Annotated in this window: 24 protein-coding genes; 17 read left to right on the top strand and 7 right to left on the bottom strand. The window is 68.7% G+C overall.

The window, feature by feature from the left end; translation table 11 throughout:
* The coding region (locus AC1Q49_RS06120; RefSeq protein ID WP_492491216.1) for a phosphoketolase family protein at positions 1-657 on the top strand (657 nt) is incomplete at its 5' end.
* Entirely contained in the window at positions 657-3,215 is a 2,559-nt protein-coding gene (locus tag AC1Q49_RS06115; protein WP_060958332.1) for a heavy metal translocating P-type ATPase, read from the top strand. The genes AC1Q49_RS06120 and AC1Q49_RS06115, both read left to right, overlap by 1 nt.
* A 268-nt stretch (positions 3,216-3,483) precedes the next feature.
* Here the strand turns inward: AC1Q49_RS06115 and AC1Q49_RS06110 are convergent, their stop codons facing one another.
* Positions 3,484-5,382 carry a heavy metal translocating P-type ATPase gene (locus tag AC1Q49_RS06110; protein WP_060958331.1) on the bottom strand — a complete coding sequence of 633 codons (1,899 nt, stop codon included), beginning with the start codon at positions 5,380-5,382 and terminating at the stop codon, positions 3,484-3,486.
* A gap of 124 nt (positions 5,383-5,506) precedes the next feature.
* Positions 5,507-5,695, bottom strand: a complete 189-nt coding sequence (locus AC1Q49_RS06105) for a heavy-metal-associated domain-containing protein (protein ID WP_492491215.1) — start codon at positions 5,693-5,695, stop codon at positions 5,507-5,509.
* A gap of 266 nt (positions 5,696-5,961) precedes the next feature.
* Here AC1Q49_RS06105 and AC1Q49_RS06100 point away from each other — a divergent pair, with 266 nt between their 5' ends.
* Positions 5,962-6,216 (top strand): ArsR/SmtB family transcription factor, encoded by a 255-nt coding sequence (locus AC1Q49_RS06100; RefSeq protein ID WP_492491214.1) that lies wholly within the window; start codon positions 5,962-5,964, stop codon positions 6,214-6,216.
* Positions 6,217-6,279: 63 nt separating this feature from the next.
* Here the strand turns inward: AC1Q49_RS06100 and AC1Q49_RS06095 are convergent, their stop codons facing one another.
* Positions 6,280-7,122, bottom strand: coding sequence for a sulfite exporter TauE/SafE family protein (locus AC1Q49_RS06095; RefSeq protein ID WP_492491213.1), 843 nt, complete (start codon positions 7,120-7,122; stop codon positions 6,280-6,282).
* Positions 7,123-7,208: 86 nt separating this feature from the next.
* Here AC1Q49_RS06095 and AC1Q49_RS06090 point away from each other — a divergent pair, with 86 nt between their 5' ends.
* The 3 genes from AC1Q49_RS06090 to AC1Q49_RS06080 all read left to right on the top strand — a co-directional run bounded on the left by AC1Q49_RS06090 (position 7,209) and on the right by AC1Q49_RS06080 (position 10,107).
* Complete coding sequence (locus tag AC1Q49_RS06090; protein WP_060958848.1) at positions 7,209-7,784, top strand: cation efflux transmembrane domain-containing protein; 576 nt, start codon at positions 7,209-7,211, stop codon at positions 7,782-7,784.
* 62 nt (positions 7,785-7,846) lie between these two features.
* Positions 7,847-8,206 carry a Cd(II)/Pb(II)-sensing metalloregulatory transcriptional regulator CmtR gene (gene cmtR / locus AC1Q49_RS06085; RefSeq protein WP_060958847.1) on the top strand — a complete coding sequence of 120 codons (360 nt, stop codon included), beginning with the start codon at positions 7,847-7,849 and terminating at the stop codon, positions 8,204-8,206.
* Positions 8,203-10,107, top strand: coding sequence for a heavy metal translocating P-type ATPase (locus tag AC1Q49_RS06080; RefSeq protein WP_060958846.1), 1,905 nt, complete (start codon positions 8,203-8,205; stop codon positions 10,105-10,107). Before cmtR ends, AC1Q49_RS06080 begins: the two co-directional genes overlap by 4 nt.
* Positions 10,108-10,180: 73 nt before the next feature.
* Here the strand turns inward: AC1Q49_RS06080 and AC1Q49_RS06075 are convergent, their stop codons facing one another.
* The 4 genes from AC1Q49_RS06075 to AC1Q49_RS06060 all read right to left on the bottom strand — a co-directional run bounded on the left by AC1Q49_RS06075 (position 10,181) and on the right by AC1Q49_RS06060 (position 12,096).
* A complete protein-coding gene (locus AC1Q49_RS06075; RefSeq protein WP_060958876.1) occupies positions 10,181-11,161 on the bottom strand; it encodes an arsenic resistance protein in 981 nt (326 codons plus the stop codon).
* Between the two features lie 32 nt (positions 11,162-11,193).
* On the bottom strand, positions 11,194-11,505 hold the full coding sequence (gene merT / locus AC1Q49_RS06070) for a mercuric ion transporter MerT (protein ID WP_492491212.1): 312 nt from the start codon (positions 11,503-11,505) through the stop codon (positions 11,194-11,196).
* Positions 11,502-11,624, bottom strand: coding sequence for a hypothetical protein (locus AC1Q49_RS06065; protein ID WP_255266050.1), 123 nt, complete (start codon positions 11,622-11,624; stop codon positions 11,502-11,504). The genes merT and AC1Q49_RS06065 overlap by 4 nt, the downstream gene beginning before the upstream one ends.
* A 139-nt stretch (positions 11,625-11,763) precedes the next feature.
* Positions 11,764-12,096, bottom strand: coding sequence for a hypothetical protein (locus AC1Q49_RS06060; RefSeq protein WP_060958844.1), 333 nt, complete (start codon positions 12,094-12,096; stop codon positions 11,764-11,766).
* Between the two features lie 311 nt (positions 12,097-12,407).
* Here AC1Q49_RS06060 and AC1Q49_RS06055 point away from each other — a divergent pair, with 311 nt between their 5' ends.
* The 11 genes from AC1Q49_RS06055 to AC1Q49_RS06005 all read left to right on the top strand — a co-directional run bounded on the left by AC1Q49_RS06055 (position 12,408) and on the right by AC1Q49_RS06005 (position 20,526).
* Entirely contained in the window at positions 12,408-12,830 is a 423-nt protein-coding gene (locus AC1Q49_RS06055) for a hypothetical protein (protein ID WP_157553710.1), read from the top strand.
* A gap of 90 nt (positions 12,831-12,920) precedes the next feature.
* Positions 12,921-13,586 carry a DsbA family protein gene (locus tag AC1Q49_RS06050; protein WP_060958842.1) on the top strand — a complete coding sequence of 222 codons (666 nt, stop codon included), beginning with the start codon at positions 12,921-12,923 and terminating at the stop codon, positions 13,584-13,586.
* Between the two features lie 11 nt (positions 13,587-13,597).
* The gene (locus AC1Q49_RS06045; RefSeq protein ID WP_492491211.1) at positions 13,598-14,605 is read left to right on the top strand and encodes a flavin-containing monooxygenase; all 1,008 of its coding nucleotides are present in this window, start codon (positions 13,598-13,600) and stop codon (positions 14,603-14,605) included.
* Positions 14,606-14,618: 13 nt separating this feature from the next.
* Positions 14,619-15,335, top strand: a complete 717-nt coding sequence (locus AC1Q49_RS06040; RefSeq protein WP_060958840.1) for a copper resistance CopC family protein — start codon at positions 14,619-14,621, stop codon at positions 15,333-15,335.
* Entirely contained in the window at positions 15,332-15,607 is a 276-nt protein-coding gene (locus tag AC1Q49_RS06035) for a TFIIB-type zinc ribbon-containing protein (protein ID WP_060958839.1), read from the top strand. Before AC1Q49_RS06040 ends, AC1Q49_RS06035 begins: the two co-directional genes overlap by 4 nt.
* 77 nt (positions 15,608-15,684) lie before the next feature.
* Positions 15,685-16,221, top strand: coding sequence for a signal peptidase II (locus tag AC1Q49_RS06030; RefSeq protein ID WP_060958838.1), 537 nt, complete (start codon positions 15,685-15,687; stop codon positions 16,219-16,221).
* Entirely contained in the window at positions 16,218-16,553 is a 336-nt protein-coding gene (locus AC1Q49_RS06025; protein WP_060958837.1) for a DUF6804 family protein, read from the top strand. The genes AC1Q49_RS06030 and AC1Q49_RS06025 overlap by 4 nt, the downstream gene beginning before the upstream one ends.
* Entirely contained in the window at positions 16,550-17,149 is a 600-nt protein-coding gene (locus tag AC1Q49_RS06020; protein ID WP_060958836.1) for a TlpA family protein disulfide reductase, read from the top strand. Before AC1Q49_RS06025 ends, AC1Q49_RS06020 begins: the two co-directional genes overlap by 4 nt.
* Positions 17,146-17,913: a cytochrome c biogenesis CcdA family protein gene (locus AC1Q49_RS06015; RefSeq protein ID WP_005054907.1), complete on the top strand. Its 768-nt coding sequence runs from the start codon at positions 17,146-17,148 to the stop codon at positions 17,911-17,913. Before AC1Q49_RS06020 ends, AC1Q49_RS06015 begins: the two co-directional genes overlap by 4 nt.
* On the top strand, positions 17,894-19,588 hold the full coding sequence (gene resB, locus AC1Q49_RS06010) for a cytochrome c biogenesis protein ResB (RefSeq protein ID WP_492491210.1): 1,695 nt from the start codon (positions 17,894-17,896) through the stop codon (positions 19,586-19,588). Before AC1Q49_RS06015 ends, resB begins: the two co-directional genes overlap by 20 nt.
* On the top strand, positions 19,585-20,526 hold the full coding sequence (locus AC1Q49_RS06005; protein ID WP_492491209.1) for a cytochrome c oxidase assembly protein: 942 nt from the start codon (positions 19,585-19,587) through the stop codon (positions 20,524-20,526). Before resB ends, AC1Q49_RS06005 begins: the two co-directional genes overlap by 4 nt.

The raw sequence follows: 20,526 nt of genomic DNA, 5'->3' as shown, positions 1-20,526 counted from the left end.
GCCCCGCAGTGGCTGACGATGGACGAGGCGATCGAGCACTGCACCCGCGGGCTCGGGATCCTGCCGTGGGCGGGCACGGAAACCGAGGGCACGGAGCCGGATGTGGTGCTCGCCGCCGCCGGCGACGTACCCACCCTCGAGACCCTCGCCGCCGCGGCGCTGCTGCGCGAGCACGTCTCCGACCTGAGAGTGCGGGTGGTGAACGTGGTCGACCTGACCCGGCTGCAATCCGAGGACCAGCACCCGCACGGGCTGCCGGACCGGGAGTTCGATGCGATCTTCACTCCCGACAAGCCGGTGATCTTCGCCTACCACGGCTACCCGTGGCTGATCCACCGACTCACCTACAACCGCGCCGGACACCAGAACCTGCACGTGCACGGATTCATGGAGCGCGGCACCACCACGACCCCGTTCGACATGGTCATGCTCAACGACCTCGACCGGTACCGGCTCGTCATCGACGTCCTCGACCACGTCCCGGGCCTCGCCGCCGGCCACGCAGGTCTCCGGCAGGAGCTGCAGGACGCCCGCCTGCGCGCCCGCGCCCACACCCGCCAGCACGGCACCGACATCCCCGCCGTGACCGACTGGCAATGGCCCCACCCCAAGACCGGTCCCCGCTCCACCGACCCCGCTATCGGGAAGGAACTGTGATGAACGACACGAACACCGTGACCCTGCAGGTGGGCGGCATGATCCGCGCGACCTCCAAGAACGTCACCGAAGCCCACCTGGGCCGACAGCCCGGCGTGATCAGCGTCGACGCGAACCCCGTCTCGCAGACCGCGACCGTCACCTACGACCCCGAGTCCACCTCGGTCGCCCACCTGCAGCAATGGGTGATCGAGTGCGGCTACCACTGCGCCGGCCAGTCCGTCCCCGACCACATCTGCGATCCCACCCACGAACCTCATGACCACGGCGCCCACGCCGGGCAAGAGGGGCATGCCGGGCACGAGGGCCACGTCGACCATGACACTCCCGCCGACCACGGCGCGCCCACCGGGCACAAGGATGCCGAAGACCACGCAGGTCACGCCGAGCACGCTGGGCACGCTCATCCGGCGCCCGCCGATGCGGCTGAGCACGCCGGTCATACCCCGGCGCCGGCCGCCGGCCATGACGGCGGTCAGGCGGCCGCGCATTCCGCGCAGGAGATGATGGGCCACGGTGGGCACCACGGCGGCATGTCTATGGACGCGATGATCCGCGACATGCGTAACCGGTTCCTGGTCGCGCTGATCCTGTCGATCCCGATCACCCTGTGGTCGCCGATCGGCCGGGACGTGATCGGGTTCGAGGTGCCGGCGCCGTTCGGGCTGCGCGATGACGTGTTCATGCTGATCCTTTCGCTGCCGGTGATCTTCTACTCGGCGTGGATCTTCTTCGACGGCGCCTACCGGGCACTGCGGGCCCGAACGCTGGACATGATGGTGCTCGTCTCGGTCGGGGTCGGCGCCGGCTGGCTGTACAGCCTGTTCATCACCCTCACCGGCGGCGGCGAGGTGTTCTACGAAGCCGCCACCGTCCTCGCCACCTTCGTGCTGCTGGGGCACTGGGTGGAGATGCGCGCCCGCGGCGGCGCGAACGACGCCATCCGCACCCTCCTGGAGCTCGCGCCCTCCCAGGCGGTCGTGATTCGCGACGGGCAGGAGGTGGAGATCCCCACGTCCGACGTCGTCCCGGGGGATCTGATGCTGGTCCGACCGGGGGCGAAGATCCCCACCGATGGCGTGGTGGAGTCCGGCGAGTCCGAGGTGGACGAGTCGATGGTCACCGGCGAGTCCATGCCGGTCGACAAGACACCCGAGTCGGAGGTGATCGGCGCGACCGTGAACACCGTCGGCACCCTCCGGGTGACCGCGACCAAGGTCGGAGCGGACACCGCGCTCGCGCAGATCGTGAAGCTCGTCCAGGAGGCGCAGAACTCCAAGGCCCCTGGGCAGCGGCTCGCCGACCGTGCCGCTTTCTGGCTGGTGCTAGTCGCCTTGATCGGCGGCACGCTGACCTTCCTGATCTGGCTGCTCGCGGGCGCCGAGGTGCCGATGGCGATCCTGTTCGCGATCACCGTCGTGGTCATCACCTGCCCCGACGCCCTCGGATTGGCGACCCCGACCGCGATCATGGTCGGCACCGGTCTCGGCGCCAAACGAGGGGTGCTGTTCAAGAACGCGTCCGGGATCGAGACCGCCGCCCGCATCGACACGGTCGTGTTCGACAAGACCGGCACCCTCACCAAAGGGGAGCCGGAGGTCACCGACTACCTCACCTCCGGCGGGAACGACCTCGAGCTGCTCAGCCTGGCCGCGGCGGCGGAACGGGAGTCGGAGCATCCGCTCGCCGAGGCGATCGTCGCGTACGCCGATGCCCGCGACATCCCGCGCCGCACCGCCACCGCGTTCCGCAACATAACCGGACAGGGCGCCGTCGCGACCGTCGACGGCAAGCGGGTCGTCCTCGGCAACACCCGCCTGATGGCCGCCGAGCACATCGACATCACCCCCGTCGAAGCGTCCCAGCGGGAACTGGCCGGCTCAGGGCGCACCGCGATCCTGTTCGCCGTCGACGGGCAGATCGCCGGCGTCATCGCCCTCGCCGACGCGCCCCGGGAGAGCGCGAAGACCGCGATCGACGCCCTGCACGAGCAGGGTGTCGAGGTCGCGATGCTCACCGGCGACAACCAACCCACCGCGGAACGGATCGCCGCCCTGCTGGGCATCGACACCGTGATCGCCGAGGTGCTGCCCGAGGACAAGTCGCAGAAGGTCGCCGAGCTCCAAGCATCCGGGAAGAAGGTCGCGATGGTCGGCGACGGCGTCAACGACGCCCCCGCCCTCGCCCAGGCCGACCTCGGCATCGCGATCGGCGCCGGCACCGACGTCGCGATCGAGACCGCCGACGTCGTGCTGATGCGCTCCGACCCCCTCGACGTCGCGATCGCGCTGAAGATCGGCAAGGGCACGCTGCGGAAGATGCGGCAGAACCTGGGATGGGCCATCGGCTACAACGCCGCCGCCCTGCCGATCGCCGCCGGGGTGTTCTACCCCGCGTTCGGGATCATTCTCTCCCCCGAGATCGCCGCACTGTCCATGTCGGGCTCCAGCGTGATCGTCGCCGTCAACGCTCTCCTGCTCAAGCGGCTGCGCCTTCCCGAACAGGCTCCCGAGGAGACCAGCACCGTCTCCCCAACGAAAGAGCCAGAACCCGTGTGACCCGTCCTCGTCATCGTGCCTGGTGTCCGTCGAGACACCGCGCCATGAAGTACGCCTATGTAATGGCTGACGGTGGGCTGTCGCAACCCGATCTCGTCGGGTGTCGAGCTCTCATCTGCCGCCGCGCCGGGGGGTGCCCACAACACCCCAAAATCCGCGCGAATCGAGAAATATCCCTTGGGGCGGAGCCGCGCTCGTCGGATCTGCAATCCCATGTGACCCTCGCCACGCGACTTAGCGTCTCGATAGCGGATCGCTCATCGGACGGCTATCGCGTGCGCGGGCCGTGGCCAGTGGTGGGAGTTGTCTGCTTTCGTCGGGTTTCGCCGCGGCCTGGTACCAGCATGCGCAGGCCGTTGAGGATGATGAGAGCGGCGCTGCCTTCGTTCAGAAGGAGGCCGGTGGTCAGGGACATCCACCCGGCGAGAGCGGCGATGATCAGGGTGGCCACGACGGTCAGGCTGAGCACGATGTTGATCTTGATGTTGTTCCGTGCTCGGCGGGAGAGGCGGATCGCGGCGGGGAGCCGGTCGAGTTCGTCGGCCATGAGGGCGACGTCTGCGGTCTCCAGGGCGACATCGGCGCCGGCGGCGCCCATCGCGATGGCAAGGTCGGCGTTGGCCAGGGCGGGGGCGTCGTTGACGCCGTCACCGACCATGGCGATCAGGCCGTGCGTCTGACGCAGTTCAAGGATTGCGGCGGATTTGTCCTCGGGCAACAGCTCGGCGCGGTAGTCATCCAGGCCGAGGGCGTCGGCGGTGGATCGGGCAACGGTGGTGCTGTCGCCGGTGAGCATTATGACCCGTGTGATTCCCAGTGCGCGGAGCTCGTCAATGGTGGACTGTGCATCTGGACGCAGTTGGTCGGCCACAGTCAGCACGGCCAGTGCGCGGGTTTCGTCGCGGAGCACGACAGCTGTCCGGCCTTCTGACTCGGCTTGGGAGACCACCAATCCGACATCTGACCTTGCACGGTCGGCGGCTGTCGGCCGACCGATGTGCAGGGGGCGGCCGTCGACAATGGCATCCATGCCCGCACCGGGCAGGGCGCGAGCGCCCATCGCGGCGGGAAAGACGAGGCCGCGAGCGTTCGCGCCGGCGACGATCGCGGTGGCGATGGGGTGTTCGCTGCCCGCCTCGACCGCGGCCGCCAATGTTAAGGTCTCGTCCTCGGTGAGGTCGCCCACGGGGATGACGGTCGTCAGCGCGGGTCGTCCTCGGGTCAGCGTGCCGGTCTTGTCGAAGGCGACGGTCTTGATGTCGGCGAGGCGTTCGAGGTAGACCCCGCCCTTGATGAGGATCCCATCCCGTGCGCCGCGGGCGATCGCGGTGACGACGCTGACGGGCACGGAGATGATGAGCGCGCAGGAGCACGAGACGACCAGGATGACCAGTGCCCGGTAGATCGCCTCACGCCACTCGAACCCGAACAGCGGCAGGAGCAGGGCGACCGCGACGGCCAGGATGAACATCGCCGGGGTGTAGACGGCGCTGAACTTGTCCGCGAATCGTTCGGCTCCGCTCCGGTTGGCCTGCGCTTCCTCGACCTGCTCGATGACACGGGCGAGCACGGTGTCATAGTGCTCCTTGGTGACCCGTACCCGCAGCACTCCGTTGCCGTTCATACTTCCCCCGAAGACCTCGGTGCCGGCAGTGGCCTCGACCGGCACCGATTCTCCGGTGACTGGACTGGCATCCACCCATGAAGCACCGTCGGCGACGATGCCATCGGTGGGGAGGCGTTCGCCGGGACGCACGAGTACGACATCGCCGGGGTGCAGCTCCTCCACCGCCACGGTCTCGGTCCGGTCGCCGTGGGTGAGGCGGGTGGCGGTCGGGGGTGCCAGCTCCATCAGCGCGTCGATGGACCCGCGCGCCTTGTCGGTCGCGTAGGCTTCCATCGCTTCACCCAGGCTGAAGATGACCACGAGCATCGCGGCTTCTTCGACGACACCCAGCGCAATCGCGCCGATCACGGCCACCACCAGCAGCACGGTGATCGTCAGCCGCCTGTTTCGGACCGCCCGGACCGCGCTGCGCAGCGGATAGACACCCCCGACAATGATCGCGGCCCAAAACAGAGCCAGCGAGACCGGCTCGAGATGGGCCGTCCACTCCACGACCAGGCCCGCGACCAGCAGCACCGACGCAACCCCCAGGGTCACCATCTCGGGCTCCTGCCACCACCGACGTCGGACAGCCCGTGCTGTCACGGGTGCCACCTGTGCCGGTGCGCTCGCGCCAATGCTCATCCGTTGTCCTTCTTCCTGGGAGTGACGTTCTGGGGAGGGGCTAACCGCGGAGGGGACGGGCAGGACCTGTCGCGGCCAGGGGCAGCCCGGCCTTCTGGGCGGCCTCGATCACGGCAGCGTCAGTCACGGAGCCGTCGTGCGTGACCAGCACGACACCGGAGGCCAGCGCGTCGACGTCCTGCACGCCCGGCACAGACTGGATCGTGGCGAGGTCGCCGGAGCAACTCACGCACCCGCCTTCGAGGGTGCGGTACTTGGAACGAACAAGCTGGATCGGTGCACTCACGGGTATCTCCTTCAGTCGAGATGACTTCGATGGACTTCAAAGTCCGACTCACATCCTACGCAGATATCGACATTCGTCAAAGTATCGAAGTGTGGGACACTGGAGGCATGTCAATGCCCCTGACCCTTTCCTCGGGCAGCGCCCTCGGGTACTGCACACCGTTGTCCCGCGAGCCGATCACCCCCACCCAGGCAGAGCCTCTGTCTCGGATGCTGAAGGCCCTCGCAGACCCGGTGCGGCTACGACTGATGTCGATGGTGCTCTCGCACGAGAACGGCGAAGCATGCGCCATGTGCGACCTGACCGAGGGCTTCGACCTTTCCCAATCGACCCTCAGCCACCACCTCAAGATCCTGCACGACGCGGGACTCGTCGACCGGGAAAAGCGCGGAGTGTGGGTCTACTACAAGGCACGCCCCGATGCCATGACCGCGCTACGCACCGTATTCAGCACCGACCTCTGATCCCGCGGCTCATCCCGAACGCCGCGGCTGTCGGCAGCGCCGCGCAGATGACCGTTCCTCGCACTACTTGTGGTTCCAGACCTTCCACGCGGACAGGACGAGCAGCAGGGCGAGCAGCGGGACTATGACGACGCTCGGGAACACACCCAGCAGCAGTCCGCCGATGATGGTGCCGACGATCGACCCGGCGGTCATGGCGATGAGGAATCCGGGGTTCTGCCGTAGGACGGTGAAGCTGTTGTCGCGACTGTAGCGGGCGAACGCGACCAGCATCGTCGGCAGCGATACCGCCAGTGACAGGGTGCCGGCAATCTTGATGTCGATACCGTAGAGCAGCACAATCGTCGGAATCAGCAACTCACCCCCGGCCACGCCCATCAGGGCAGCGACGACGCCGATCGCGAACCCGGCGACCACGCCGATCACCCACTGCCACGTCACGGGCAGGTTCAGCGGGTTGGCGGCGATGAAGTGCGTGAGCACGAGGACGACGGCGATCAGGACGAGCAGGGCGGCGAGGACGCGGTAGAGGGTCTTGCTCGCGATCTTCGTCGCCCAGTTCGCCCCCACCCACGCGCCGATGAGGCTGCCGATCAGCAGGTTCACGATGACGTACCAGTACGGGGTCACCTCGGCCAGCGGGACGGTGAGGAGACGGGCGGGCAGGGCGGTGATGACGACGATGAGGCTCATCGCCTTGTTCATGATGATCGCCGGGAGCGCGGCGAGGCCGAACAGGCCGATCAGCAGCGGCAACCGGAACTCCGCGCCGCCCAAGCCGATCATCCCGCCCAGCACCCCGACCGCAGCTCCGATAAGGAAGACCAACGGCAGCGACTGCCGCCAACGGCCCGGCGAGGTCCCCGCCGTCAACCCGGAGGCCGTGCCTTGCGGGTCCCGGCTCATTGGCTCAGCCTATCCAGCGGTCGCAGCAACTTCCGAGCCTATAGCGGCTGCACGAGGCGCAGCTGTCCCCCAGCGAGGATGGAGGTATGGAAGCTCTCAGACGCGTGGTGCTGATCGTCGCCGTGCTGAACCTGGCGTACTTCGGCATCGAGTTCACCGTCGCCCTCACGATCGGATCGGTCTCTCTCTTCGCCGACAGCGTGGACTTCCTCGAGGATGCCGCGGTCAACCTGCTCATCTACGCGGCGATCCCCTGGCCGGTGCGCCGCCGCGCGATCGCGGGAAGCGTCTTAGCGTTCGTGATCCTCATCCCTGCCGTTGCGACGATCTGGACTGCGATCGTGAAGATCCTCGACCCGGTCGCGCCCGACCCCACCGCCCTGTCGATCACCGCGCTCGGCGCCCTCGCCGTCAACCTCGCCTGCGCGACCATCCTCGCCCGGCACCGCCACCAAGCTGGCAGCCTCACCAAAGCGGCCTGGCTTTCGGCACGCAACGACGCCTTCGCCAACCTCGCGATCATCGCCGTGGGCGTGCTCACCATCTGGTTCGTCACCGGATGGCTGGACATCGTCGTCGGCATCGCCATCGGCCTGCTCAATGCAGATGCCGCCCGCGTCGTCTGGAAAGCCGCCCGCCAGGAAGCCGCCGCCCAGCCATAGACCCGACCCGATTGTCGCCTCCACGGAGAAGTTTTATACATCGTTGGGTGTATAGTCATCATGTGCTGACTATTTCCGATCGACTCGACGTGATGAACCGGCTCGGACGGGCGATGGCCGACCCGACCCGCTCCCGCATCCTCCTGACCCTCTTGGCCGGCCCGAGCTACCCTGCCGTGCTGTCCCGGGAGCTGGGGCTGTCGCGCTCGAACGTGTCGAACCATCTGACGTGCCTGCGCGGGTGCGGGATCGTGGTGGCCGAGCCCGAGGGTCGGCAGACCCGCTACGAGGTCGCGGACCCGCACCTGACCCGCGCGCTGACCACGCTCGTCGACGTGACCCTGGCCGTCGACGAGAGCGTGCCGTGCATGGACCCCGACTGTGGGGTTGAGGGCTGCGTGGTGGGGGAGGCGAGCGCGTGAGCACGGTCACGGGTTCGCAGGTCGAGCGTGTCGACCTCGACGATGACGACGACGACGACCGGCCCTGGTATCGGAGCCCGAGCGTCCTGATCCCCATCGCCTCCGGCGTCGCGTTCGCCGCCGGCCTGATATGCGAATGGACTGGCGCGGAGACCGCCGGCCTGGTGCTGTTCTGGATCGGTCTGCTGCTGGGCGCGTACACGTTCGTCCCCGGCGCGCTGCGCAAGCTGTTCACCAAGGGCAAGCTCGGCATCGGACTCCTGATGACCATCAGCGCCACTGGCGCGGTGATCCTCGGCTACGTCGAGGAGGCCGCCGCGTTGGCGTTCCTGTACTCCATTGCGGAGGCGTTGGAGGACAAGGCGATGGACCGCGCCCGCGCAGGGTTGCGGGCGCTGTTGAAGCTCGTGCCCGACACCGCTCTGGTCAAGCGCGGCGACGCCACGGCCGAGGTCGAGGCGAAGGAGCTGCGCGTCGGTGACGTGCTCGTGATTCGGCCGGGCGAGCGGATCGCCACCGACGGCATCGTGCGGGCTGGCCGAAGCAGTCTGGACACGTCCGCGATCACGGGTGAGTCGATCCCTGTCGAGGTCGAGCCCGGTGTCGACGTGTCAGCCGGGTCGATCAACACGACAGGCGTCCTCGAAATCGAGGCCACCGCCGCCGGCACCGACAACTCGCTCACCACGATCGTGGAGCTGGTCGAGCAGGCCCAGGCCGAGAAGGGCGACCGTGCCCGCCTGGCCGACCGGATCGCCCGCCCGCTTGTGCCCGGCGTGATGATCCTCGCCGTGCTCGTCGGCGTACTCGGATCGCTGCTGAGCGGCGACCCCGAGCTGTGGATCACCCGCGCCCTGGTGGTACTCGTCGCAGCCTCCCCGTGCGCTCTGGCGATCGCCGTCCCGGTCACGGTCGTCTCCGCGATCGGTGCAGCGTCGAAGTTCGGTGTGGTGGTGAAGTCCGGGGCCGCGTTCGAGCGATTCGGCGGCATCCGCCACCTTGCCGTCGACAAGACCGGCACGCTGACCCGCAACGAGCCCACCGTGGCCCGCGTCGTGACCGCTGCGGGCGCGACCGAAGATGAAGTGCTCGCATGGGCGGCGAGCCTGGAAGCGCACAGTACGCACCCGCTGGCCGCCGCGATCACCAACGCCGCCCCCGACGCGCCGACCGCGCAGGAGGTCAGCGAGACCGCCGGGCACGGCATCGCCGGCACCCTCGACGGTGCCCGTGTCGCTGTCGGGAGCCCCCGCTGGCTCGCCGCCGGCACACTGGCCGACGAGGTGACCGCGATGGAATCCGAGGGGATGACCGTCGTCATCGTGTACCGCGACGACCGGCCCGCCGGCGCGATCGGGGTCCGGGACGAGCTGCGCCCCGAGGTTCCCGAGGTCGTCGCCACGCTCAACCGCCGCGGAATCGGGGTGACGATGCTCACCGGCGACAACGCCCGCACCGCGGCGGCCCTGGCCGCACAGGCAGGTATCAGCGACGTGCGCGCCGAGCTTCGCCCCGAGGATAAGGCCAGCGCCGTCGCGGAGCTGTCCGTATCGCAACCCACGGCCATGATCGGGGACGGCATCAACGACGCCCCCGCCCTGGCGGCCGCGGACCTGGGAATCGCGATGGGAGCCAAAGGCGCGGACGCGGCGATCGAGTCCGCCGACGTCGCGTTCACCGGCCACGACCTCCGCCTCATCCCGCAGGCCCTCGCCCACGCCCGCCGCGGCCGCAGCATCATCAACCAGAACGTCGTGCTGTCCATCGCGATCATCGCGGTTCTGCTGCCGCTGGCGATCACCGGCATCCTCGGGCTCGCGGCAGTCGTGCTCGTGCACGAGGTCGCGGAGGTCATCGTCATCCTCAACGGGCTCCGCGCAGCTCGGCGCACGCGCGCTTGACACGCGCGTCCCGCTGACGAACCGACCGTCGACGGGGAGAACACGGCAGACCGCACACCGAGGCAGATCGCTCCTAAGCCACAGCGACCACGGGATGTCTGTTCGGGATGAGCCGTGGGATGAGGCGGACGAACGCGACCATGACCAGGAGCTCGACGAGGGTCTGGGTGACCACGACGAGCGGCGCGAGGTCGAACGCGGGCGGCAGCGCAAGGACGAGCGGGAGGACGACGAGCGAGTTGCGGGTCGCGCCGCTGAACACGACCGCTCGACGGCCGGGAACGTCGAGCCGGGCGACGCTGCCGGCGAGGGCGCCGATCGGGATCATGAGGGCGGCGAAGAGCACGTAGACGGGGATCGTGAGCAGCAGCGATGCGATCTGCTGGCCGACGCCGGCGATCTGTGAGGCGACGACGACGGCCAGGGTGAGCATCATCAGCGGCACCATCGCCCCGAGTACCGCGTTCTGGACACGCGCGCCTCCACGGGTGCGGGCGGCGAGCTGCGTGAGCCCGGCGGCGAGCAACGGCAGCACGATGAGCAGCAGGAACGCCTCGACGAACGGGGCGAGGTCGACGCTGGCGACGAACTCGGCGCCGACGATGAGCCGGAGGTAGAACGGCAGCAGCAGCATCTGGGCGATCATCAGAAGCGGCGCGGCCGCGAGCAGGCGGTCCTTCGCGCCGCCGGCGATCCCGGTGAACACGATCACGTAGTCCACGCAGGGTGTGAGCAGCACGAACAGCACGCCGACGAGCAGCACCTGATCGTGGGCGACGATCCGCGACAGCAGCCAGACGACGACGAGCACGAGGACGAAGTTGACGATCATGACCGTGGTGAGGAATCGCCAGTCGCGGAACGCGGTGCCGATCTTCGCGAACGGCACGCCGAGGAAGGTGGCGTAGAGCAGCAGCCCCAGCACCGGGTTGATCGCGAGCTCGGCCGGGTGGGCGACCGCGGGGATGAGCAGCCCGACCGCAGCGCCCAGGGCGAGAGCGGCGAGGTAGAGCAGCACCTGGTGTCGTTCCATCCACTCGACGCTCGCTCGCATCGTCCCATTCTCCCGGGCGACGGGATCGGTGTTCAGCAGGCGCAGTTCGCGTCGCCGCACCCGGAGCCGCCGGCTGCGGCGCGTCTCTTCGCGATCTGGCGTCGGCGCAGCCACCACATGCCCAGGGCGAGAGCGGCCAGCCCCGCGGCGACCGCGATGAGCGTCTGCTGCAGGACCGCGGCGCCAGCGCCGGTGACGATCCCGGCGACGATCAGGTACGGGAGTGCGCAGCAGCCCACACAGGCCAGCAGAGCGAGCAGTCCGGCCACCTTCGTGCGCGTCGGCACGCCCTCCTCGGTGAGAGCCTTGCGCGCGCAGCTTGTCGTGGTTTCGGGGGCGCTCATGCGGGTGCTCCTTCGGGGTGCGCGATGTCGGCGTAGGGGATCGGGCAGTCGGCGCAGGTGCAGCCGATCAGGCTGTCGCAGCGGGCATCGACCACCTGCTGCAGGGAGGCGCGGATCACGAGGAGGTCTGCCAGTTTCTGCTCGATCTCGTCGATCTTCTCGAGCGCGCGGGTGCGCAGGTCTGGGGTCGCGGCGTCCGGTGTCGAGCAGCTCGGCGACCTCTTCAGAGCGAACCCGAGCCGTTGCGGAGCATCGTCGTCATCGCGCCGAGTCGGCGAGGCTCGTGAGCGCCGTGAGCACGTCGGCGTACTGCTCGGGAACCTCAATCGTCATCACGGCGCTGCCCCCGACCGGACTGGTCGTGAACGTGAAGAACGAGCAGCACGCCGTCTCGCGCTCCGCGAGATCTCTCGCCGTCGCCAGCGACTCCAGCGGAAGGGTCACCACCGCCCGAGTCAAGGAGGAGCGGGCGACGGTCTCCGTCGCGGTCGCGAAGAGCTCGGCGAACTCGGAGACCCGCAGCGGACGGTCCACCGTGGGCAACGTACATGCTTCGGGAGCCTGCTCGAAGAGTTCCAGAAAATCGGTCATGCGCCAACGGTAAACCCGTACCCAAGTAGGGAATGCAACCCCTGCCGACCAAGGCGGCTCGGCCGGGATGAAGGTTCTCGATAGGAGTTGCAAAGTCCACGCGCTCTTTCGAGCAAGTTGCGAATTTGAACTTTGACGGGGCGCACCGGCGCTCGGATCGGACACGAATCATGGGAAGTGTCGGAGCGAGAGTTGTAGTTCCAGGTGAAGATGGCGTTGCCCAAGGGTCGACGGAACCCGGCTCAGAGTGGCGCTTGGGCGCGCACGGTAGGCTGTTGGCGATGGTCTCTTCGGCCCAGACTCCGCGCTCCGTGACGCTGAATGAGCAGTTGTTGATAATGAGGCTCATTACCAGCGTCGGTTTGGCGTTGCTGCTGATGCTGGGTCTGGCAGCGACTGGCCACACGGAGGCGGACGGTTCGACTCCTGTCCCGCTGGTGATATCTGGGTTGATGGACCCGCACGTCGAGCCCGTGGCAGATGCCCCGGCCGAGCATGAAGCAGTCGCTGGTGGCGTCGCTTCTGGGCCGAACGCGTTAGTGGGCGCTGCGCTGTGCATGCTGGGCGTGTTGTGCGGGTTGACGTTCATGGTGGTGCTGCGGGGATTGTGGCGTCGGCGGATGCCTCCGGTTCTCGGTGACCGACCACGAATGCCTTCGCTGCTTCCGGCGCCGGCCGCTCGTGCTCACCCGATTGTCTTCTCGTTGACGCAGTTGGGTCTTTCCCGAACCTGACATTTGGCACGCCGCCCTTTCGGGTGGCGCTTCGTCCCGGGTTGCGTGCCCGGGTTCTGTCCTGTGCCGTGTCTTGGTTTGGAGTACCCGATGAAAACCCCTGTGAAGGCGACACTCGTCACCATCGCCGTTGTGGTGGTGCTGGTGGGCGCCGCGTTGATCTACGTCCTTGTCAATCAGAGCCAGACCGCTCCACCATCTGGGGGCGGTGACGCATCCCCGCAGGTGGTGCGGGAGAGCTCGCATGTCCTCGACGACGGCGGGGAGGGCGCAGTCACCCTGGTGGAGTTCCTCGACTTCGAGTGTGAGGCGTGTGGTGCGTTCTTCCCGATCGTGGAGGATCTGCGGGAGCAGTTCGCGGGGGAGATCACGTATGTAGTCCGTTACTTCCCGCTGCCGGGCCATTTCAACTCGAAGAACGCGGCGGTCGCGGCGGAGGCGGCCGCGCAGCAGGACCGGTTCGAGGACATGTATGTCCGGCTGTTCGAGACGCAGGCGGAGTGGGGTGAGGCGCAGGAGTCTCGCGCCGACCTGTTCCGTGGCTTCGCGGAGGAGATCGGTCTGGACATGGCCGCCTATGACGCCGCCGTGGCGGACCCGGCCACGACGGAGCGGGTGGAGCTGGACTTCGAGGAGGGCCAGGCGCTTGGCGTGAGCAGCACCCCGACGTTCTTCCTCGACGGGAAGCCGCTCAAGCTGCAGACGTGGGACGACCTCGAGAACGCCATCCAGTCCGCGGTGAACGGTGGCCAGTGATGAGGGCGGGTTTGACGCATCGGCGGGCGATCATCGTCGGCGCCGGGCAGTCCGGGCTCGCGGTTGCCGCGGCTCTGAGCGCGGAAGGGCTGCGGCCGCAGCACGAGTTCGTCGTGATCGACGCCGCCAGCACGGGGCAGCGTTCCTGGTCCTCACGGTGGCATTCGATGGAGCTTCTCAGCGACGCCCGGCACAGTGCGCTGTCTCCGCGGCGGCTGCTGGGTGACCAGCGTCGGCACCCACGGACGGACGAGATGGCCGACTACCTCACCTTCGTGGAAGCCGGGCTGGGCGTGGAGACGGTCTGGGGCATCCGGGCGACCGGGGTGGAGCACCGCGGGAACGGCTCGACTCTGCTGCTGTCGACGACGGCAGGGGAGGTGCAGACCCGCAACGTGATCTGCGCGACTGGCGCATCCGCGCACCCGCGGATTCCGGAGTGGGCTTCTCTGCTGACGGTGCCCGGGCTGGTGCTGCACAGCAGCGAGTACCTGTACCCGAAGCAGATCCCCGTCGGCGACGTGCTCATCGTGGGAGGCGGGAACAGCGGTGTGCAGCTGGCCCGCGAACTGTCCGCGTCGCACACCGCGACGCTGTCCGTGCGAACCCGGCGGCAGCATCGCCCCGCGATGAGCTATCCCGTCGCGGCGGGGGAGAGGGTGCCGCTGTTCTCGCGGGAGCGTCGCCCCGAGCCGGTCTTCGGCGACAGCTATGAGCAGCTGCGCCGCGCAGGGGTCACGATCGCAGCTGCGGTGGAGAACGCTACCGGCGACGTGGTGACCTTCGCTGACGGCACGCAGGCATCCCCCCGGTCGGTGATCCTCGCCACCGGCTACACCCCTGGCGACGATTGGCTCCCGGAACCAGCCCGTGTCGACCGGGCGCGGCGCACCCTGACCGGGCTGCCCGGGCTGTTCGTGGCGGGGATGCCGCAGTACGGCGGCCGCGGCTCCGACACCCTCGCCGGGGTGTGGAAAGACGCGACGACGATCGCCCAGCACATCATCAACCAGCCCTGAAAGGACCACCGCCTTGACCACGGTCACCGACCACGAACACCCGCACCGATCCGGCTCACGGAGACGCGTCCTCCTCCTGCCCGCCCTGACGGCGCTGCTGCTGGCCGCCGGGCTCCTGTTCGCCACCGCGGCGCCCGCAGCCGCGCACGATGAGATCGTCTCCTCCTCCCCGGATTCCGGATCCACGGTCAGCGTGGTCCCGGAGGAGATCTCGCTGACGTTCAGCGGCGAGATCCTCACCGATTTCAGCGCCGTGATCTTCGAGGTGGTCGCCCCGGACGGGCAGAATATCGCATCGGGGGATCCGGTCATCGACGGGACCACGGTCACCCAGACGGTGACGCCCGGTCAGGCGGGCGTGTACACGGTGCGGTGGCGGGTCGTGTCCAGCGACGGGCACCCGATCAGCAACGAGTACCAGTACACCGTCGAAGCGATCACCGTCCCCACCAGCATCCCCACCCCCGAAGCGACCGAGGAGCAGACACCCGACCCGTCTCCGACGTCCACCGACACCACCGGGAACCCCGGTCACGGTGAGCCCTCCGGGGGTGGGGAGCTTCTGCCGGTCTTGGCCGTCGCCAGCGGCGTGATCGTGCTGGGCGGCGCGCTGGTGGTCGTGCTCATGGTGGCCAGAGAGCGTCGTCGCCGCGACCGAGCAGCCGCAGCCGCGGCCGCCGCGGATGGTGGACCCGCCGACGACCAGCAACAGAAGGAGAACCCCTCATGAAATGTCCGGTCGACGGGACCGCCCTGCTGATCACGGAACGCTCCGGGGTAGAGATCGACTACTGCCCGCAGTGCCGGGGCGTCTGGCTGGACCGCGGCGAGCTCGACAAGATCATCGACCGTGCCGCCGACCTCGCCGGCGGCGGCCGGCAAACCCGCACCGCCCCCTATCCGCGGGAGGGCGACCACCGTTCTGACCGCGACAGGGATCATCACGGTCGCTCCGGGCGTCGGCGGAAGGAAGGGTTCCTCGGTGACCTCTTCGACTTCTGACACCAAAGGTCTCTTCCTGATAGCCGGTCTGATGGCCGGGGTATCAGCGACCGCCGCGAACGCACGAGGAGCCGCTGATGGTTCGTGAGCAGACCCGGCGGTTCGCGGTCGCGTGCCTGGCCGCCGCTGTGGTGGTCCTGGTCGACCAGGCGACGAAGGCGGCCGCACTGGGAGGGTTGAGTCAGGAGGAGCGGATCCCGCTGCTGGGGGATCTGCTCGGGCTGCAGCTCGCGTTCAACCCCGGCGCGATCCTCTCTCTCGGAGCCGGGGTCACCGGGCTGCTCACTCTCCTCGGGGTCGGTGCCGTGGTGCTGCTGGTTGTGGCCGCCGCGCGGGCGCGGACCGGATGGTGGGCGTTGGGGATCGGGCTGATCCTGGGGGGGGCGATCGGGAACCTGATCGACCGGCTGTTCTCCCCCCCCGGGTTCGGGGTCGGGCACGTCACCGACTTCCTCGCCTACGGGAACCTGTTCATCGGCAACCTCGCTGACGTCGCCCTCGGCGCCGGCGTCATCGTCCTCGGTCTAAGCCTGTGGGTCCGTCACCGCCGCGCCCGCGCGAGCGCGGCAACCGGTGCGTCGCCTGCGACGGGCTCCGTAGGGAGCGGGTCATGATGGCGAAGCAGCGGACTCCGTCCGTGTACCAGCGCAATGCGTTTGCGCCGGGGCTGCTCGCGGCGGCGGTGTTGTTCCTCGCGCCGGTGCTGATGGGTGGGGACTGGTTCACGGTGGTGCTGTTTGTCGCGGCGATCTTCGCGGTCATCGTGGGGTGGTTCGCGATCCAGGCGCGGCAGTGGTGGTGGCTGCCGGTGTTTGCGGTGATCGTGGTGATCTGGAACCCGGTGTTCCCGTTCCCGTTTTCCGGCCCGGTGTGGACTGCGGCGCAGCCGGTCGCGGCGGTCGTGTTCCTGGTCGCCGGCGCCCTGATCAAGGTCAAGCGCGCATGATCCGGCGCCGCGTCCTTGTCGCTGTGACGCTGGTCGCGGCGCTGCTGCTGGCCGGGTGCACGTCCAGCGATTCGCTTGCGCAGCAGTACCGGGACGGGAACGAGAAGGGCTACATCGCTGGCGACTTCCAGGTCGTCGAGATTCCGGATCCCGACCGCGGGGAGCCGGTGGTGTTCGAGGGGGTCACCGAGACCGGCGAGACGGTGTCCAGTGACGATTACCGCGGCGGGGTGCTGGTGGTGAACTTCTGGTACGCCGCGTGCGGGCCGTGCATCGTCGAAGCGCCCCTGCTCGAGGAGGTCTGGCAGGAGTACCAGGATCAGGGCGTCGCTTTCCTCGGGGTGAACACCTACGACCAGCCCGCCACCGCACTGTCGTTCGCGAGAGACAACAACGTCACCTACCCGAGCGTGATCGACGTGAACGACGGACGGGTCAAGCTCGCGTTCGCGCAGGTCACCCCGATCCAGGCCACCCCCACCACTCTGGTCATCGACCGGGAGGGGCGGGTCGCGGCGCGGATCATCGGGCAGCTGGCCAGCGCGTCGATTCTGTCCACCCTGGTCGCCGATACCCTCGCCGAGGACAGCTCGTGAACCCGGGCCAGGTGATCGTCGACGGTGCCCTGTGGGTCGCGATCCCGGTCGCGATTCTCGCCGGGCTGGTCTCGTTCGTGTCCCCGTGCGTGCTGCCGTTGGTGCCCGGCTACCTCGGCTACCTCGGCAGCACCACCACGACGACCGCGGCCCCCACGGTGGACGGGGGGCGCACGGTGACGGCGGAGCGCGCTCGGCTGCTGCTGGGCGTGACATTGTTCATCGCCGGGTTCACGGTGGTGTTCGTCGCCGTCACGATCCTCGGCGGCACCTTCGGGTACCTGCTGCTGCAATACGCCAATGTGCTCACTCGCGTCTTCGGGGTCGTCATCATTGCCCTGGGCCTGGTGTTCCTCGGGTTCTTCGGCATCGCGCAGCGCACTCTCCGCCCCCGCGCCCAGGGCAGGGCAGGGCTGATCGGGGCGCCGCTTCTCGGGTTCGCGCTCGGCGTCGGCTGGACCCCCTGCATCGGCCCGACGCTCGCAGCGATCATCTCGATGTCGTGGAACCTCGGCGACCCCGCCCGCGCGGGCCTGCTCGGGCTGGCGTACTCGCTGGGTCTGGGCATCCCGTTCCTGATCCTCGCGGCCGGGTGGGGGTGGGCGTCCCGGTCGGTGACGTTCCTGCGCCGCCACATCCGCGCCCTGAACATCATCGGCGGGGCCATGCTCATCGCCCTGGGCCTGCTGATGGTGACCGGGCTGTGGACGGCGCTGATGTCGCAGCTGCAACAGGTGGTGATCAATGTCCCCCTCCCGCTCTGACATCGGCACCGACATCACGGCCGACCCGCTGCGCCCCGGCGACCACGCGGACACCGATGTCGACACCGCGACGGAGATCACCCAGCCGGCGCTGGGCGTCACGGGGTGGTTGCGGTGGGCGTGGCGGCAGCTGACCAGCATGCGCACCGCGCTGGTGCTGCTGCTGTTTCTCGCGATCGCCGCGGTGCCGGGGTCTCTGTTTCCGCAGCGCAGCGCCGACCCCAACGGCGTCATCCAGTGGGAGCGGGACAACCCCGATGTGTTCCCGCTGGCGGAGGCGGTGGGCCTGTTCGACGTGTATCTGTCGCCGTGGTTCTCCGCGATCTATCTGTTGCTGTTCACCTCTCTGATCGGTTGCGTGATCCCGCGCGCCAAGCACCACTACAAGGCGCTGCGTTCCCGCCCGCCGCGCACCCCGGCGCGGCTGTCGCGCCTCTCGGAGTACCGGGAGCTCACGTTGCCGGCGGGGGAGGGGCGGACCGACGCGGCCGGGCACGCGGTGGATGTCGCGGCGGAGCAGCTGCGGCGTGCCGGGTACCGGGTGGAGCGATTCGACGCCCGCGGAGCCGCGTCGGTGTCGGCCGAACGCGGCTACCTGCGCGAGACCGGCAACCTGATCTTCCACGTTGCCCTCGTCGGCGTGCTGGTCTCCGTGGCGATCGGCGGGTCGTTCGCGTATACCGGGCAGCGGGTGGTGGTGGAGGGCACCACGTTCGTGAACGCGCTCAGCGACTACTCCTCGTTCAACCCCGGCCGGTTCGTCGACGGCACGGGCCTTGCCCCCTACTCGCTCACCCTCGACGACTTCCAGGTTTCCTACCGGCTGCCCGGCACCCCCGGCGCAGGCCAGGCCGGCGACTTCTCCGCCGATGTCACGATCCGCCAGCCCGGGCAGGACGACCGGGCGCAGAGCGTGATCGTGAACTATCCGATCACCGTCGACGGCGACCGCATCTACCTGCTCGGCAACGGCTACGCCCCCACTCTCACGATCCGTGACGCCGCCGGCGAGGTGGTGTACAGCGAGTCGCAGCCGTTCCTGCCGCAGGACTCCAACATGACCTCGCTGGGGATCATCAAGATCCCGGACGGGCTGCCCGAACAGGTCGGGCTGGTCGGGTTCTTCTACCCCACCCAGGGGGTGCTGCCCTCCGGCGCGTTCACCTCCGTCTACCCGGACGTGGTCAACCCGGTGCTGACCCTCAACGTGTTCAGCGGGGATCTCGGCATCGACGACGGCACCCCCAGGTCGGTTTACACGCTCGAGGTCGACGGTCTCACCCAGCACACCGGCGGCGACACCGCCGCCGACTCCCTCGAGCTCACCCCCGGCGCCACCGTCGACCTGCCGAACGGGTGGGGCACCATCACCTGGGAGGAGGTCACGGCGGAGGAACCGGTGAAGCGGTTCGCGTCGCTGCAGATCCAACGCGACCCCAGCAGCGGCTGGGTGCTCGCGTTCTCCGTGCTCGCCACCCTCGGCCTTTTCGCCGGCCTGTTCGTGCCCCGCCGAAGGCTCTGGGTGAAAGCCCGCACCACCCCGGACGGTGTGCACATCGAGTACGCCGGCCTCGCCCGAGGCGAAGACCCCGCGCTGGCGCGCGCCGTCGACGAGTTCGCGACCCGCCACGCGCAGACCCTCGACGTCGCGCCGGCGGAGAAGGACACGCCGTGACGACCGTGTGGATCTCGGACGCCCCGCCGACCCTCGGCGGGTTCCTCACCCCGGCCCCACTTCCGGCTCCGGTGCTACCGCTCCTCGCGGGACTGCTCGCGGTCGCCTACCTGGCCGGCGCGATCCGGATGTGGGTCCGCGGCCGCGGCTGGCCGGTGTGGCGGACGGTCAGCTTCCTGCTCGGCTGCGTCGCCCTCGCCGCGGTCACCGGGCTGGCGGTGGAGAACTACGGGTACGCCCTGTTCTCGGTGTTCATGTTCCAGCAGCTCACCCTGATGATGGCGATCCCGCCGCTGCTGGTCCTCGGCTCTCCCGGCACCCTGCTGCTACGCGCTACCCCGCACCACGGCCCAGGTCTCCTGGTGCTGCGTGCCGCGCATGCCGGGCTGCGCAGTCGCACCGCACGGTGGCTGCTGAGCCCGTGGCTGGCGGTGCCGCTATACCTGGCCGCGTTCTACGGTCTGTACCTGGCGAACTTCGCCGATCCGATCTTGTCCACCGTCACCGGGCATACCCTCCTCGAGGTCGGGTTCCTGGTCGCGGGGATGCTGTTCACCATCCCGATCCTGTCGTCGGACTCGCTGCCGGTGCGGATGAGTCACGGCGGCCGCGCCCTGGACGTGTTCGCCGAGGCCGCCCTGCACGCCTTCTTCGGCGTCTTCCTGATGATGGCCACCACTACCCTCATCGACGGGTTCGCCGGTCCGACGAGCGCGCTGGGCATCGACCCGATCGAAGACCAGCGCCTCGCCGGCGGGCTGGCTTGGTCCTACGGCGAGGCCCCCACCTTGCTGATGCTCATCTACGTCATGCACCGCTGGTTCCGCGACGACACCGCCCAAGCGGTCGCCGCCGACCGTCGCGCCGACGCACACGGCGACCCTGAGCTCGACGCGTACAACGACTACCTCACCCGACTCCACCAGAAAGACACCTGA

The organism is Microbacterium sp. MPR-TSA4 (genome assembly GCF_058792815.1).
Note: the sequence above shows the minus strand (reverse complement) of the source record. Positions and strands in the feature narration are given on the sequence as shown.